Origin of the sequence: Paenibacillus sp. H1-7 (assembly GCF_022354825.1) — a bacterium.
In the GTDB taxonomy this organism is placed as follows: Bacteria; Bacillota; Bacilli; order Paenibacillales; family NBRC-103111; genus Paenibacillus_S.
On sequence record NZ_CP031168.1, the window covers coordinates 7,532,838 to 7,546,992 of the forward strand.

Annotated in this window: 11 protein-coding genes; 1 reads left to right on the forward strand and 10 read right to left on the reverse strand. The window is 53.0% G+C overall.

The genetic code is table 11. From position 1 onward, the window contains the following. Window positions 1–186: 186 nt before the first annotated feature. The 7 genes from DVH26_RS33235 to speB form a co-directional block, all read right to left on the reverse strand. Window positions 187–1,500, reverse strand: a complete 1,314-nt coding sequence (locus DVH26_RS33235; protein ID WP_239629905.1) for an MFS transporter — start codon at window positions 1,498–1,500, stop codon at window positions 187–189. A 74-nt stretch (window positions 1,501–1,574) separates the two neighbouring features. After that, complete coding sequence (gene opp4C, locus DVH26_RS33240) at window positions 1,575–2,498, reverse strand: oligopeptide ABC transporter permease (protein WP_481857628.1); 924 nt, start codon at window positions 2,496–2,498, stop codon at window positions 1,575–1,577. A 29-nt stretch (window positions 2,499–2,527) separates the two neighbouring features. After that, window positions 2,528–3,478 carry an ABC transporter permease gene (locus tag DVH26_RS33245; protein WP_239629907.1) on the reverse strand — a complete coding sequence of 317 codons (951 nt, stop codon included), beginning with the start codon at window positions 3,476–3,478 and terminating at the stop codon, window positions 2,528–2,530. Further along, window positions 3,471–4,508, reverse strand: coding sequence for an oligopeptide/dipeptide ABC transporter ATP-binding protein (locus DVH26_RS33250; protein ID WP_239629908.1), 1,038 nt, complete (start codon window positions 4,506–4,508; stop codon window positions 3,471–3,473). The genes DVH26_RS33245 and DVH26_RS33250 overlap by 8 nt, the downstream gene beginning before the upstream one ends. A gap of 31 nt (window positions 4,509–4,539) precedes the next feature. Then, window positions 4,540–5,511: an ABC transporter ATP-binding protein gene (locus DVH26_RS33255; protein ID WP_239629909.1), complete on the reverse strand. Its 972-nt coding sequence runs from the start codon at window positions 5,509–5,511 to the stop codon at window positions 4,540–4,542. A gap of 23 nt (window positions 5,512–5,534) precedes the next feature. Beyond that, window positions 5,535–7,172, reverse strand: a complete 1,638-nt coding sequence (locus DVH26_RS33260) for an ABC transporter substrate-binding protein (protein WP_239629910.1) — start codon at window positions 7,170–7,172, stop codon at window positions 5,535–5,537. A 17-nt stretch (window positions 7,173–7,189) separates the two neighbouring features. Next, on the reverse strand, window positions 7,190–8,170 hold the full coding sequence (speB, locus tag DVH26_RS33265) for an agmatinase (protein WP_239635570.1): 981 nt from the start codon (window positions 8,168–8,170) through the stop codon (window positions 7,190–7,192). 358 nt (window positions 8,171–8,528) lie between these two features. On the opposite strand from speB, the gene DVH26_RS33270 reads away from it, so the two are divergent. Continuing rightward, window positions 8,529–9,128, forward strand: coding sequence for an ANTAR domain-containing response regulator (locus tag DVH26_RS33270; protein ID WP_239629911.1), 600 nt, complete (start codon window positions 8,529–8,531; stop codon window positions 9,126–9,128). A gap of 85 nt (window positions 9,129–9,213) precedes the next feature. On the opposite strand, the gene DVH26_RS33275 is transcribed toward DVH26_RS33270, so the two are convergent. The 3 genes from DVH26_RS33275 to DVH26_RS33285 are packed head-to-tail and all read right to left on the reverse strand — an operon-like array spanning window position 9,214 to window position 14,147. Then, window positions 9,214–10,557, reverse strand: coding sequence for an SGNH/GDSL hydrolase family protein (locus DVH26_RS33275; RefSeq protein WP_239629912.1), 1,344 nt, complete (start codon window positions 10,555–10,557; stop codon window positions 9,214–9,216). A 24-nt stretch (window positions 10,558–10,581) separates the two neighbouring features. After that, on the reverse strand, window positions 10,582–11,892 hold the full coding sequence (locus DVH26_RS33280) for an ABC transporter substrate-binding protein (protein ID WP_239635571.1): 1,311 nt from the start codon (window positions 11,890–11,892) through the stop codon (window positions 10,582–10,584). Further along, window positions 11,892–14,147, reverse strand: coding sequence for an FAD-dependent oxidoreductase (locus DVH26_RS33285; RefSeq protein ID WP_239629913.1), 2,256 nt, complete (start codon window positions 14,145–14,147; stop codon window positions 11,892–11,894). The genes DVH26_RS33280 and DVH26_RS33285 overlap by 1 nt, the downstream gene beginning before the upstream one ends. Between the last annotated feature and the right edge of the window lie 8 nt (window positions 14,148–14,155).

Sequence of the window (14,155 nt, forward strand, 5' to 3'; positions counted from 1 at the left end):
GTTGCGATAATGAAAAGCAAATCAAAACTCCTATCTATCAGTTTAAGCAGAAAAAGGCCGAATAGTAAAGCAGGCCGCCTTGCCGTCTTTACCTAGAAGGATTTTTACCGTCTCCGCTTAAAAATAAATAGACCGCCCTCCCCTACCTGAGAAGAAACGGTCTATTTCTGTTATCATCCCAAAAAGCTACTGAGCCAACGTCCGCAGCTTCACCTCCGGCACCGGATCGGGGTCTTTGTTCATATTGGCATGGATGTAGAACATGACTAGCGCCGCGAGGGATGCGAGCGTCCCTAAGAAAAACACGGAACCGATCCCCCACAGATCGAAAGCATGGCCGAACATAAGCGGCCCGATCATTCTGCCGACATTCGCGAAGCCCCCGGCCAGCCCCATATAGAAAGGCGCGTGGACCCCGGTTCTCTCCGAGAAGAAGGTCGGTATGGCGGGCAGCAGCATCATTTCCCCCAGCGTAGCCAAAATCATCCCGATAACGAGATACACATACAGCTCGTGGAAAAATAAAATAAACGAAAACGCCGACACCGAGAACAGTGCACTCACCAGCATTTGCCGCACGATCGTTTGCGCGAACCTTCTCTTAATCCATCCCGTCAAAGGCTGGCCGAACAAAATAACAAGCCCGTTGACCGTCCAGAGCAGGCTGTAAAATTTCAGATCCATTCCCTGCTCTTCAATATACGGGGCGACCCCGGTCGACCACTGGGTGAACGACAGCCAGAAGAACAGCGAGCCGATCGAAAGAAACAGGTACAGCTTCACATTGCGAAGCAGCTGGGATCGGTCCAGGTGAACAGGTGCCATGCCTTTGCCGGCTTTGTCCGCTAGACCCGCCTTGTTCTCGTCCCCATCCGTATGCCCCTCCCCGGAGTCTTCCGCAGCAGGAACGGCCCGCTCTCTCATGAAAAAGAACAGAAACATGGCGAACAGCAGCGTCGTCGTGCCCGTAAGCATGTACGTCAGCGAGAACGAGATCGAAGCGAGAAGCCCCCCGACCATGGCGCCGATGGATAAGCCGAAGTTGTTGCAGACGTACATGACGTTGTACAGCCTCCGCCGGTGCTCTTTCCAGCGGAATCCGACATAAGCGTTCATCGAAGGCATCGAGATGCCGTTCGTGAAGCCGAGCAGACAGACGAGCGCAATGTAGAGCGGCCAGCTGTCGGTTCCGGCGATGGCGAACAAGCAGAGCGACGAAACGGCGAAGGATCCGGAAATCATCGCCTTCGGGCCGATGCGGTAATACAAGTTGCCGCCGGCGAACTCTCCCAATACGCTGCACAGCGCTTGGTACAGGACGATCAGCCCCGCTTCCCCGTACGACTTGCCCATTACGTTATGGACGTACAGCGTCGTGAGCGGCCACATGACCGCTTTGCCCGTAGCATTGACGAAACTGGCGATTAAGAAAAACAAAGCATCCCTAGGGAGGCTTTTGAATAAAGACATCATCGATGCCGGTATTTGTCTCCAACTCATCGCATTCCCACCATTATCTTCATAAAATAAATCGCCGCCGCAAGACGATGAGCGAAGTCACGCTCCTCTTCGCGTCATGCGCTGATTTTTTTCGGATCCATAGCATCTCTTATGCCGTCACCGATGAAATTGATCGACAGCACCGAAACAATAATGATCAAGCCCGGAGGAATCCAAAGCCATGGCTGGCTTGTCAGTGCCGTAATCGATTGGGCCGCATTCAGCATGTTCCCCCAGCTGGCGGTAGGAGGCTGAACTCCCATTCCGAGGAAGCTTAAGGAAGACTCGGATAAAATCGCTGCAGCCGCTCCGAACGTTGCATTCACAAGAATCGGACCCAATGCGTTCGGTAAAATATGGCCGAAAATAAGCCTGAGCGTGCTGAAGCCTAGCGTAATGCCCGCCTTAACGAATTCCGTTTGCCGTAACGTTAGCACGCTCCCCCGGACCAGTCTCGCTACCGGAGGCCAGCCGAGCAAAGCCAATACTATTATAATATTCGATAACCCGGTGCCAAGTACAGTCACCAAAACAAGTATAACCATTAGCGTAGGAAACGACATGACGACATCGATGACCCTGTTGATCACCATATCGATCCAACCGCCCATATACCCTGCGACGGCTCCGATCACCGTGCCGATGACTACATAAATGGCTACCGTTACTATGCCGACGGCCAACGATACGCGGGTGGCGTAGATCAGACGGCTAAGCACATCGCGCCCTACCTGATCCGTGCCAAGCCAATGCTCGGCGGAAGGCGCGGCCGAGAAGGCTTTGCCGATGGCATTCGGATTGTAGGGGGCGAGCAGCGGCGCGAAAATCCCCACCAGGATCAGCATAGCGAGCGCAGCCAGACCGACCACCGCCATTTTATGCTTCATAAACCGCCGGGCTATCAATTTGGCGTAGCTGTCGGAAGCAAACGGAGGCGTGCGGCTGTTCAGAATAGAAGGCAGAGCTTCCGCTGCAGTCAATTCCTTTTGCATTTCCATTGAAGACATACGTGACTCCTCCCATCAACTTAATTGTATTTAATCCGCGGATCTACGACGGCATACATTACATCCGACCACAAATTGGCGCATAGCACCGTCAAAGCCGCCAGCATGTTAATCCCCATCAGCAGCGGAAAATCCCGTGATAATATAGCTTGAATCGTCAGCTGTCCCATCCCGTTCCATTGGAATATGCTCTCCGTAATGACGGCGCCTCCGATCAAAATCGGAATATCGAGTCCAGCTATTGTAATGACAGGGATGAGGGCATTCTTCAACGCATGCTTATTCACTACGAAAAATTCCTTGACCCCTTTTGCTCTCGCCGTACGCAGGTAGTCTTGGCCGAGCACTTCCATTACACTCGAGCGGACGTACCGCACCATCCCGCCGGCTATCGAGGTTCCCAGGGTGATCGTCGGGAGCACCAGATGAAGCACGGCATCCCCTATGCCCCCGTCTCCTCCTACCGTGCTCATTCCGCCGGTCGGAAGAATCCCGAGCTGAACGCCGAACACATAGATTAATCCGAGCCCGAGGAAAAAGCTGGGGATGGATACGCATAGAAACGAGTTCGCCGACATGAAATAATCGAATTTGGAGTTGGCTTTCACTGCACAGTAAACGCCTATAGGGATGGAGATCAAATAACCGAACACGATGGAAGTGCCCATCAGGAGGAGAGTGGCTCCCAACCGTTCCGATATCATCTGGACCACCGGCTGAAAGGAGCTGAAGGAGTGGCCCAGGTCGCCGTGGGCCAGGTTAATCAGCCACTTCACGTACCGGATCATGAACGGGTCGTTCAGGCCGAGCGCTTCCCGGCGTATGGCCTTATCCGCCTCGGACACGTCGGGATTGACGTACATATCTACAGGATCGCCCGGGGCCAGGTTGATGATGACAAAGTTCAGGAACGTAACGCCGAAGAGCACCGGAATGGCGATCAACAGACGCCGGATAACATAATTAAGCATACGCCGCCCCTCCCGTCCGAACCGCTATCTCTTCCCCCAGCGGAAAATGACAGGCGACGCGATGCTCGCCGCCCGATAGAGGAGGCTCCTGCTCTTTGCACTTCGGCTGCGCAACAGGACAGCGGGTATGGAATCTGCAGCCGGAAGGCGGTGCAGCCGGACTCGGGACATCGCCTTCGAGTACGATGCGGCGGGCGTTTCTCAGCGCCGGATTGGGCGCCGGGTAAGCATCCAGCAGCGCTCTAGTATAAGGATGCTTCGGCGCGGAGAAAATGCGCGCCTTCGGAGCGATTTCCACGATTTTACCCAGGTACATGACGGCAATCCGGTCGCTTACGTATTTCACGGCACCGAGTCCATGTCCGATGAACAAATAGGTCAGTCGGAATTGCTTTTGCAGCTCCTTCATCAAATTCAAGATTTGCGCCTGAATCGAGACGTCCAGCGCGGATACCGGCTCGTCGCATACGATAAGCTTCGGCCTTAATCCTACCGCACGGGCAATCCCGATGCGCTGGCGCTGACCGCCGGAAAATTCATGCGGATATTTGCCCAAGCTTTGGGGCGACAGCCCGACCAGCTCCATCAGCTCGCACGCTTGCCTGAGCGCTTCGGCCTCGCCCAGTCCGGACAGCGTCTTGAGCGGCTCCGTCAGCAGCTCTACGATGCGCTTTCTCGGATTCAACGACGAGTACGGATCCTGGAAAATCATCTGCAAATCCGAGCGAAGCCTGCGCATCTGGGGCATATTGAGCGGAGCGAGATCGGTCCCTTGAAACAGGACGCTTCCTTCGGACAGCTCCTCCAGCTTGATGATGCTCCGGCCCAGCGTCGATTTGCCGCACCCGGACTCTCCTACGAGTCCGACGGTTTCTCCGGGGTAGACGTCCAGATCGATGCCGTCCACCGCTTTGATATGGCCGACCGTTCGGGAGAACACGCCCCGCTTGATCGGGTAATATTTTTTGACGCCCCGCAATTGCAACAGAGGCTCTTGCCGAACTATTTCATCCTTTTCCGCTATGAGCATCGTCATCGCCTCCATCGGGTCTATTGTCTTCTCACGCAGGCTCGGCGCCTGCAAACCAGCATTTGACTTTGTGACCTATGCTGACCTCGCGGAGCGGCGGCATTTGCTTGCACTGCTCCGCCGCCAACGGGCATCGTTCCTGATAACGGCAGCCTGCAGGCATGTCGAGCAGGGAAGGAACCGCACCCGGTATGGACTGCAGCTCCTCTTCCTCCAGCTCGAGATGCGGGATGGATGCCATTAATCCGGCGGTATACGGATGCATCGGCCGCTCGAACAGCTCGAACACCTCGGCTTCCTCCACTACCTGCCCCGCATACATGACGATGATCCGGTCCGCCATTTCGGCTACAACCCCCAAATCGTGGGAGATCAAAATGATCGACGTATTGGACTCTTGGCGGATCCGTTTCATCAGCTCCAAAATCTGCGCTTGAATCGTTACGTCGAGCGCCGTCGTAGGCTCATCGGCAATCAGCAGCTTCGGCTTGCAGGCAAGCGCCATGGCGATCATAATACGCTGCTTCATGCCCCCGGATACCGTATGCGGATATTGGTGCATCACTTCCTCCGCTCTCGGGAAGCCGACCGCCTTCAGCAGTCCGACGGCATACGACCACGCCTCTTTGCTCCCGAGCTTGAGATGAATCCGTATCGACTCCGTAAGCTGGTTGCCGATCGTAAACACGGGATTGAGCGACGACATCGGGTCCTGGAAGATCATGGCGATGTCTTTGCCCCGCAATGCGCCGAGCTCTTGATCGGTCATGGCCGCCAGATCGCTGCCTTGAAACAGGATCGACCCGCTCTTGATATAGCCGTTGCGTCCCAGCAGTCTCAATATCGACAGGGAGGTGACGCTTTTGCCGCAGCCCGACTCTCCTACAATGCCGAGCGTCTCTCCCTGTCCGAGCGAGAAGCTGACATCGTCGACCGATGTCACTTCTCCGGCCTCCGTGCGAAACGCCGTTTGTAGTCTGTGCACTTCCAACAGAGTATTCATGGCCTCACCCCGGCTTCCCCGTATTATTTGCGGTACCACTGATTAACGTCATAATGCATTCCGTCCACTACGCCGCCTTTGCCTTCCACCGACTTGGAGATGGCAATCAGATTGTATTCGGAATAAACCGTGATCAACGGCACATCCTCTTGAATCGTATTTTGCAGCTCGGAATAAATGGCGAACCGTTTCGTCTTATCCGTCTCGTTCATACCCCGGTTGAACAAATCGTCGATGGTTTTGCTCTTGTACCGCATGTCGTTCAATGCGGCGGTGGAGCGGTAGATGTTGGCGGGCCCGTCGGGATCCATGATGCTGCCGAAGCTGCTTAGCGCCAAATCGAAGTCGCCTTTGACCAGTCGCGACACTGTCGTCGGGAAATCGAAATTCACCTGCTTTACCTTCAGCCCGATGGCTTGGAGGTTTTGTTGAATAATATTGCCTGCCATTTCCCGGGTTTTGTCCCCGGTCGGCACGATGAGCTCGATCGATTTATTCATATCGAAGCCCGCTTCCTTCAGCATTTGCTTCGCTTTTTCAGGATCGTACGCGTATTTCTTCACATTCTTGTCGTAATACGGGTGCGAGGTGGAGTAAGGGCCGTCCTGCAGTTCTCCGGCACCCGGCATCAGCTGGTCGACGATCATTTGCCGATCAATGGCGTACGCCAATGCCTGCCGCACCTTCTTGTCAGGGAAGCGCTCCATGTTGATCTCGACCGAATTATAACGCCTTGTCTTCTCCTCCTCCGTCCGGAGGTTCGGGAACGACTTGACCGTTTTCCATTCGGACGCCGGTATGTTGCCGGTCCCTTGCGCCGCATTCATATCCAGCTCGCCGGACTGAAGCTGCGCGACCATGTTGGCGGCCGGCATAATTTTGACGAACACCTTGGCGATCTTGGGAGCGCCCCGGTAGTACGATTCATTCGCCGCCAGCTCGACGTACGACTTGTTCTCGTATTTGACGAATTTATAAGGGCCTGACGTCACGTTCGGATTACGCCAAAACGGGTTCTGGTTCAGCTGGGAGGGATCAGTGTTTTCCAAAATATGCTTCGGTACGATCAGCAAGTCGCTGAACCGCTCATAGATCAAGTTCGGATCGACCGGCTTGGCGGTTTTGAGCTCCAAATGCTTGTCGTCGATAACCTTGATGGACGAAAGCTTCTCCGTCCCTGCCGGGAGCATCCCTTTCTCGTTCAATCCGTCGAGCGCGAATATCGCGGAACGCAGTGTCGTAATCGTCTTCGGATTGGCGATGAGGTTAATCGTAAATTCGACGTCGTGTGCCGTGATCGGCTTACCGTCCGTCCAGCTGGCGTTTTTCTGGATGGCAATTTTGAACGTCTGGTTATCGTCGGTAGTGAACGATTCGGCCAGCGCCATTTTAAAATCCAACGGCCCGACCGTCTTGACCAATGAGTCGAAAAAGTATCTGTAAGTGAATACGGCTCCGCTCGATCCGCTGCCGTCAGCATCAATAGGATTGAACATCAACGGCGGATTCGTAATTCCAACCGTCAATTGGCTGCTCTTCGCAGCGGCTGCACCGTCAGGGGCCGCTTGTGCCTCCTGATTCGTGGAGGAGGGCTTGGTACAGCCTGCAAGCATCAATACGGCGAGCGAGATAAGTCCCCATGTCTTGTGTGTTTTCTTCATCGACTCATTCTCCTTTTCTAGCCTACGGATACGGCGTCTACGCCCGGGGACACGCTGTCCATCCGGCGTTTGACGGCCAGCAGGCAAACAAATTCGAAAGCGATATTCGCCGCATTGAGCGCCGTAATGTTATTGGCGTCGCGGTCCGGCAGCACCTCCACCAGATCGAAGCCTATAAAGTTGAGCCCTGCCAGCCCCCGCAGCATTTTTTGCGCCTCGTAGGTGGTGAAGCCTCCGACCTCCGGCGTCCCCGTACCCGGAGCATACACCGGATCGAGGAAGTCGATATCGAAGGTCAGAAACACCGGTCTGTCCCCGACCCTGCTCTTGATCTTTTCGCATAATTGCGGAATCGTCAGGTCGCGGACATCGTCGGTCGTCAGCACCTCGAAGCCCATTTCCCGCGCATCGCTCAAATTGTTCGGCTTGTAGCTGCTTCCTCTCATCCCCATCTGAATCGAATGCTCCGCATCGATCAACCCTTCGTCCACCGCATAGCTGAACACGGCGCCGTGCGACCACATGCGCTCGGGGAATTTGGAACGGCCGGTGTCCGAATGCGAGTCGAAGTGGACGAGGCAAACCGGTCCGTGCTTCTTCGCAGCCGCCCTCAAATGCGGGAGCGAGATGGAATGGTCGCCGCCCAGCATGATGGGCACGATACCTGCTTCGAAGATCGGCGTCAGCTGCTCCTCAATCGCTTGATACGATTGTTCGATATAGCCGGGATGCACCGCTAAGTCGCCATAGTCGATGCCGGACAAATATTCGGAAATATCGATCTGATGGACGGGCGATATCGGCCGTATGCGCTGCGACATCGTGCGAATGGCCGAAGGTCCGAAACGTGCGCCGACAGCATAGCTTACTCCCGTGTCGAACGGCACCCCTACTACGGCGAAGTCGACATTCTCTAACGTCTGGACATGCGGCAAATGCATGAACGTGTGAATTCCTGAAAATAAAGGCTTTCCCATTTCAATTTGCGGACGATACATCTTCATAACTCCCACTCCCCTGTGTCTTTTTAGTCTGCAAACAGCACAAAGAGGCCGTTGTCTTATGCAACGGCCTCTTTGCCTATACAAACCATCGGATCGATGGTTTCGTACTATGCAGTTGTTTGATGAGTCTCATTATAGCGAATCGATAGCATATATGTCAACTATATTGACATATATTTTTAAATATTCATAATTAATCTTCTAATTCGTCATATATACTAACATATATATTACATTAATATTGACTTTTCAAAGACTACTAACGGATAATTAACATATATCTCACTTATCGTTTGTTGGTTTGCTCTGTTGTAGTCTCAACTTTCCAATATCATTTCGAGGTGATGACAGGATGAAAACCCGGATTTTGCACATTCACGACATTCCGACAACCAAATGCCGAGTCGATGTAAGACTGAAGGAGCTGAATTATTGGGTTGCCTCCATTCCCGCCGAAGCCCTCCCTACGCTGCAGCAGCGCAGATTCGACATCCTGGTGCTGGATGTGCCCGCCTGTCGGCTCAAGCAGTGGCTGCACGAGGTTAACTCCCGTTTTTCTCTCCCGCTCCTCTGGTGGTGCGAGGAAAGAAAGCCGGCCACGGCAGCCCCCCATGACAAAGTGGACGGAGTCCTGTGCTGCGGCATGAACGACAACGAGCTTCAATGGTCGCTGCTGCTGGGCGTCAAAAACCATCAGCGCCGGCTGCATCTGGAGCGCGAATACCAATTTCTCGCCACCAAATTTCAGGAGAAGAAGCTCGTGGACGACGCCAAAATCATGCTCAGCAAGATTAATAACATCAGCGAGACTACAGCCTACGAGATGATGCGGACCCAGGCCATGAACGAGAGGAAAAAGCTGGTCGACATCGCCCAAGCGGTCCTCAGCACGAACAGCCTGTTAGTCAAAGCCTCCTCCTCCAAGCCAAAGAAATATGACTACACGCAGTAAGCGTCATTCGGGTAAACTGACATCGGAAAGTCAGGACGCGCGATGCTCGTGGCGACCCCAACCCGGCCTAAAATACAGGTCGGGTTTATTTATCTCTTGCCTCTTTATTTTCCTTTAACAACAAAAACTCGCCAACGATAAGCATTTGGCCAAGGTACACCTCATTCCCCTCATAGGCTTCGGGGTTTTGATCATAATCGGCTTTATTTAGTAACATATGGCGCTTATCCGATGCTTCCGGCATCAACGTGAAGGTAACGGTGTGCTCCGCATCCTCCATCTCAGGCAAATAAAAATACTGATGCCTCAGGTTTGCGCTATGGACAGTGAATCGATTAATCAGTATGGGCAAATGGGAATCGACCGTAACACGGAGCTGACCGGAGAACGGGCCGCCTGCGTCAGCTATCCCAAGTATCGTCCCTTTGAACTTAACGGTAATAGTGTCACCTGGCACGGCCAGCTTTACAAGCCGCGGGTATATAGTCTTGATGGTTTCCAGATTATAGCCGGTATAAGGAAATTTTGCGCTAAAATCATCAGCACGTGTATCTAAGACCTCCAGGCTCCCGCTGAATTCGGCCGCCTCCTTCATTGTGGCTCTTTCCCAGTTATTAGCGAACAACGGGGCCTTCAATACGCGAGGGGCCGGATTTTTCTTGCTCTCAAGCATTTTCAGTATGCATCGAGCGACCGTCCCTGCATACAGCTGATCGCCGATTCCAACAGGGTGCACACCATCTTTCGAGAAAGCCGCCCGTCCTTCACGATCGATCCATTCTGCCGCCTTGGGCACCAGCTTATCCCGGGCATACAAGTCTCCCACTACGTATCCCAAAAAAATGCCGGGTATCCCATAATATTCGCCAACCGTTTCAAAAGCCTTTATGCTGGAGGGAAAGGAGGGCTCCGATTGCGGGCCGTAAGACGGTATTTGATCGCTCTTCAGCGTGTACACAAAACAAATATCGGTACTCGGATTGTTCCTCCAGATCTTCCGTACCATGCCTTCAATATCTTGTTCGCTTCCGCCGTTTACCGCAAACTCCACGAAGATCAAGTCGGGGTTGTGCACCAATAAGTGCTGCTCGATACGCGCCGCTCCAAAATCGGCTCCCGTACCGTTAATCGCTGCATTGATTTCCACAATATCGGCCTTCGGAAACCGGGATTTCAGCCATGCGGTTGTACGCGGGCGCCAGCCTTGCTGTAATGTGATGCTTCCCCCGATATATCCAACCTTAACGTCTTGGCCTTGCTCCAACCGGTCGAGGACATGGGGAAGACCTTCTCTCCTATGCAGCTCCCTCGGGTTATCGTATTCAGGCAGCATGAAGCCGTAGTCTTGCGTCACTTCCCCCATATCCCGAAGGTCGATACCTCGTGCGAAATCAACACCAATGGATTTTGCATAATCTTTGGAATTCATCTCCATACCCCCTCCACGTTAAGCCTACTTGAATTGCGGTAACAGATCCTTATTCGCCTGCTCTTCCGCCTTATTTAATGCGGTATTGATATCGGTTACTCCGGTGACGACATCCTTAAGGGCTTGCGTGAGGTATTTATCCGGCACACGATCGAATTGGGTGGATTTCACCATCGATTGCGGCTTCGTCATGAAGATGGCCTCGATATGCTTGCCCTTCAAATAGTCGAGACTGCTTCCGAACGATTTCATAATTTCATCGTTTTTAATGACGGGGAGTACACCCTTACTAGCCAAAAACGTCTGATACTCGGTTGAAGCCGATAAATACGAAATGATCTTAAAGACAAGCGCGGAATGCTTCGTTTGCGACGAAACCGAGAGCAGACTGGGCGCGCCGCTGCGATTGAAACCGTTCAAGGTCGGGGCTTGCACAAAATCCCAGTTGAAGGCTTCGCCCGACTTAACTATTCCTTCCAGACGCCCCAGCTCGAAATGATACGGAATCATCGCCAGCGTCTTCTCTTTATAAAACAGATTCAGAGCACTGGTGTAATCCATATATTCGATTCCCTGCGTGCTGAATCCGCTTTTCAGCAGCTCCAATGTCTGTCTCATTTCTTGATTGTTGAAGCTTGCTTTCTTGTTTGCCACATCGACAAAGCCCGACTTGAAGAGGGCGTACGTGAAGCTGTAATTTCCCGGGAAAAAGCCGGTATACCGGACTCCCCCTTCCGTTCTCGTTAATTGTTTGCCCAACGCGATGGCATCCTCGTACGTCATTCCGTCTTTCGGATAGGGCACGGCCAGCCTGTCGAATATATCCTTGTTATAATAGAGCACCGAGGCATAGTTCGAATAGGGAAGCGCATACAATTCTCCCTTCGGGCTAAATGCCTTGATCGTATCGATCAGCGTCGGCTGATATCCGTTCAAGTCGATCTTGTCTTTTTTGACCGCATCCTCCAAATTCATAATCAGGCCGCCATCAATCTGCAGCGGGAAGCTCCAAGCCGTAGTATAGTATAGATCCGGAAGCGTGCCGCTGGCCGCAATCTCGCTAATGTACGTCCCTTTGCCCGGCTTGATTACCTTAAAGCTTACGTTAGGGAATTTGTTCTTTATCGGCTTAGCGAAACGTTCGTTGAACATATCCTCGGACATATTCTGCTCATCGTAAAATACCAGCTCTACCGGCGTCTGCAAATCGATTTTGGCATCTTCCTCCGCTTTAACCGGAGCTCCCTTTCCCTCGGATGCTCCTCCGCCAGAAGCGCACCCCGAAAGAATCGTTCCTACCAGCACGGCAGTCATTATGGCCGATCCGTTTCGCATCACACAGATCCCTTCTTCCATAAGAAATTAGTCTTCTGTTCAATTCCAACCGAAGGAGCAAACAACTTGACGGCAAACACTTCGAAGTAGGGCGATCCGTGGGTAGCTCTGAACAGAAGCCGGATACGGGTGACCCTCCTGGCATTTACCTTATGTTTATTTAAAGTGAGATAATTTCCCTTTACCTCAACTCGTTCCTCGCTGTTGTCCTCCAGAGTCAAAATCACATCATAATCCTTGATTAAGGTCTCGATAGGACCGTCAAAATGCTCCAAATCGAGCCTTGAATTGAACACCAGATGGATTTCGTCCAGATCTCTAGGCGCCGCAAAAGACATTTCCAGCCATGCTTGCCCTTCCGTTCGATCGGAAGCCCAGACATTCGGAACTCCATGTGGCCTCGAGTAGCCATTCAGCACATTTCCAGGATCATACATAGGTTGGACAGGCAGCAGGTCCTTAAAGCAAATGCTTCGATTGAACCGCTTCAGTTTGCCCGGCTCTTCAGGACGATAATGGAAGCTGACAGCGCCTGTAACCCTTTCCTCATTGCAATAAACGGAAAGAACAGGGTTTTCTTCCAATACGATATATACTTTATCATCCGCGGGCTTCTTGCACCCGAGGCTCAGCGTTATCCAGCCATCGTATCCCCCGGCTATTTCCACGTTGCAGCTTTTGATCTCGTAATCCGGGATGTAGGTTTCCTTTCGTTCCCCGCCCATAAGCTTTACCTGCAGTGTCTCCGTATGCGCGGAGCCGTTCCTGATCTTGATTCGCACGCTTTCCGCTTCGTTCGTACCTATCGGCAATACCAGACAAAGTCCTCTTTCCAGCTGTACCGCCTCGGATGGCAGCTCATTGCTGTAGCTGCGCTGTGACGAAGCGCGGATCGATACCCCGTCTGCAAAATAAGGGTCCAACGTTTCCCTGAGCCCGGCGATCGTTTGTCCGTCCCGGAGCAGCATCGCCTGCAGCTCCGGCATATGCTCATGTACTAACGCAGCCGGGTCTACTCCGTATTTGCTGCAAAGAGAAGCCGCCGTCCCAACCGCCTGCCCCATACAACCGCAGGTAGCCATAACCCTTGTTGATCCGAAGGCGACGTGGGTAGCGCTCATATTACGCCCTGCGAACAGGAGATTGGGAATGTTCCTGGAATACAGACTGCGGAAAGGGATATTGTATAAGCCCGGGACAAAGTTCCACGCCGTAGCCGGCCCCTCGTCATATATGCCTTTGGCGGCGTGAAGATCCATCGCCCATCCCCCTACGGCAACGGCATCCTCGAAAGCAGGCTTATTCGCGAGGTCATTCTGCGTCAGCATATAATCGCCGATAAACCTTCTGGACTCCCGCTTCCCCGGAATCGGGCATACGTAATCAAGAATAAGATTGTCCACATCGTCAAATTCGCCGCTGTTCTTAATATAGTCCCAAATCCCGTAAACCAGCTTCCGAAGCTCCAGGGCGATGTCTTCATTGTCTTTGATGGTATCGATATGTCCGCCGTATTCCAACCACCACAAGCCGCCGATTCCGTTTATTTTCCGAGGCAGACCTCGATGGTTCAAGCCTTTTCGGATGCTCTCGAAGAAGCTCAGCTTGGTCACATCATACGCAAATTCGGGCCGCTTATACGGAACGGCAAATCCTGCGTCCCTCGCTTGAAAAAGAATCGTATCCCCCATCACATAATGGTCCGACACCTCGGGAGCCAAGCTTTCATGGAACTCCTCCCGCGCTTCTCTTCCCCATCTGAAGTGGGCCCCTGCCTGGTAGCCGACAATCCCGTCGCCGGAGCAATCGATAAAATAAGGGCTCTCAAAGCGGAACTTTCTTTCTGAAGCAAGCTGCAGACCTTCCACCCATTGAATTCTGCCGTTCTCCATCCCCGTTTGATGAACGCATGTGTTCAGGAACAGGGAGATGCCGGGCTCAGCGTAAACCATATCCAGCAGGACCGTATCCGAAATCGAGAGCATGAGCTTCTTGTTATAGAAAGGATTATAATGAAACACCTTCAGCTTGAGCTCTTCTACTATTCCGCCCTCCCTCGCATAGTAAGAAGGACTGTTGCCCAAATAGGCCGATCCGTTGATATGAACCCGGACCTCGCTGCTTGCATTCCCTCCGAGCACAGGCCGGTCGTTAATCAGCGATACCTTCAATCCCTGCCGGGCTGCGGCGATGGCGGCGCATACTCCGGCAATCCCGCCGCCGACGACGGTTACATCCGATTTGATTAGCTCCATAACGAACC

Excerpts from the sequence above, each read along its gene's own strand:
- DVH26_RS33235 (WP_239629905.1), bottom strand. The coding sequence starts at position 1,500 with ATGAGTTGGAGACAAATACCGGCATCGATGATGTCTTTATTCAAAAGC.
- opp4C (WP_481857628.1), bottom strand. The coding sequence starts at position 2,498 with ATGGAAATGCAAAAGGAATTGACTGCAGCGGAAGCTCTGCCTTCTATT.
- DVH26_RS33245 (WP_239629907.1), bottom strand. The coding sequence starts at position 3,478 with ATGCTTAATTATGTTATCCGGCGTCTGTTGATCGCCATTCCGGTGCTC.
- DVH26_RS33250 (WP_239629908.1), bottom strand. The coding sequence starts at position 4,508 with ATGCTCATAGCGGAAAAGGATGAAATAGTTCGGCAAGAGCCTCTGTTG.
- DVH26_RS33255 (WP_239629909.1), bottom strand. The coding sequence starts at position 5,511 with ATGAATACTCTGTTGGAAGTGCACAGACTACAAACGGCGTTTCGCACG.
- DVH26_RS33260 (WP_239629910.1), bottom strand. The coding sequence starts at position 7,172 with ATGAAGAAAACACACAAGACATGGGGACTTATCTCGCTCGCCGTATTG.
- speB (WP_239635570.1), bottom strand. The coding sequence starts at position 8,170 with ATGTATCGTCCGCAAATTGAAATGGGAAAGCCTTTATTTTCAGGAATT.
- DVH26_RS33270 (WP_239629911.1), top strand. The coding sequence starts at position 8,529 with ATGAAAACCCGGATTTTGCACATTCACGACATTCCGACAACCAAATGC.
- DVH26_RS33275 (WP_239629912.1), bottom strand. The coding sequence starts at position 10,557 with ATGAATTCCAAAGATTATGCAAAATCCATTGGTGTTGATTTCGCACGA.
- DVH26_RS33280 (WP_239635571.1), bottom strand. The coding sequence starts at position 11,892 with ATGCGAAACGGATCGGCCATAATGACTGCCGTGCTGGTAGGAACGATT.
- DVH26_RS33285 (WP_239629913.1), bottom strand. The coding sequence starts at position 14,147 with ATGGAGCTAATCAAATCGGATGTAACCGTCGTCGGCGGCGGGATTGCC.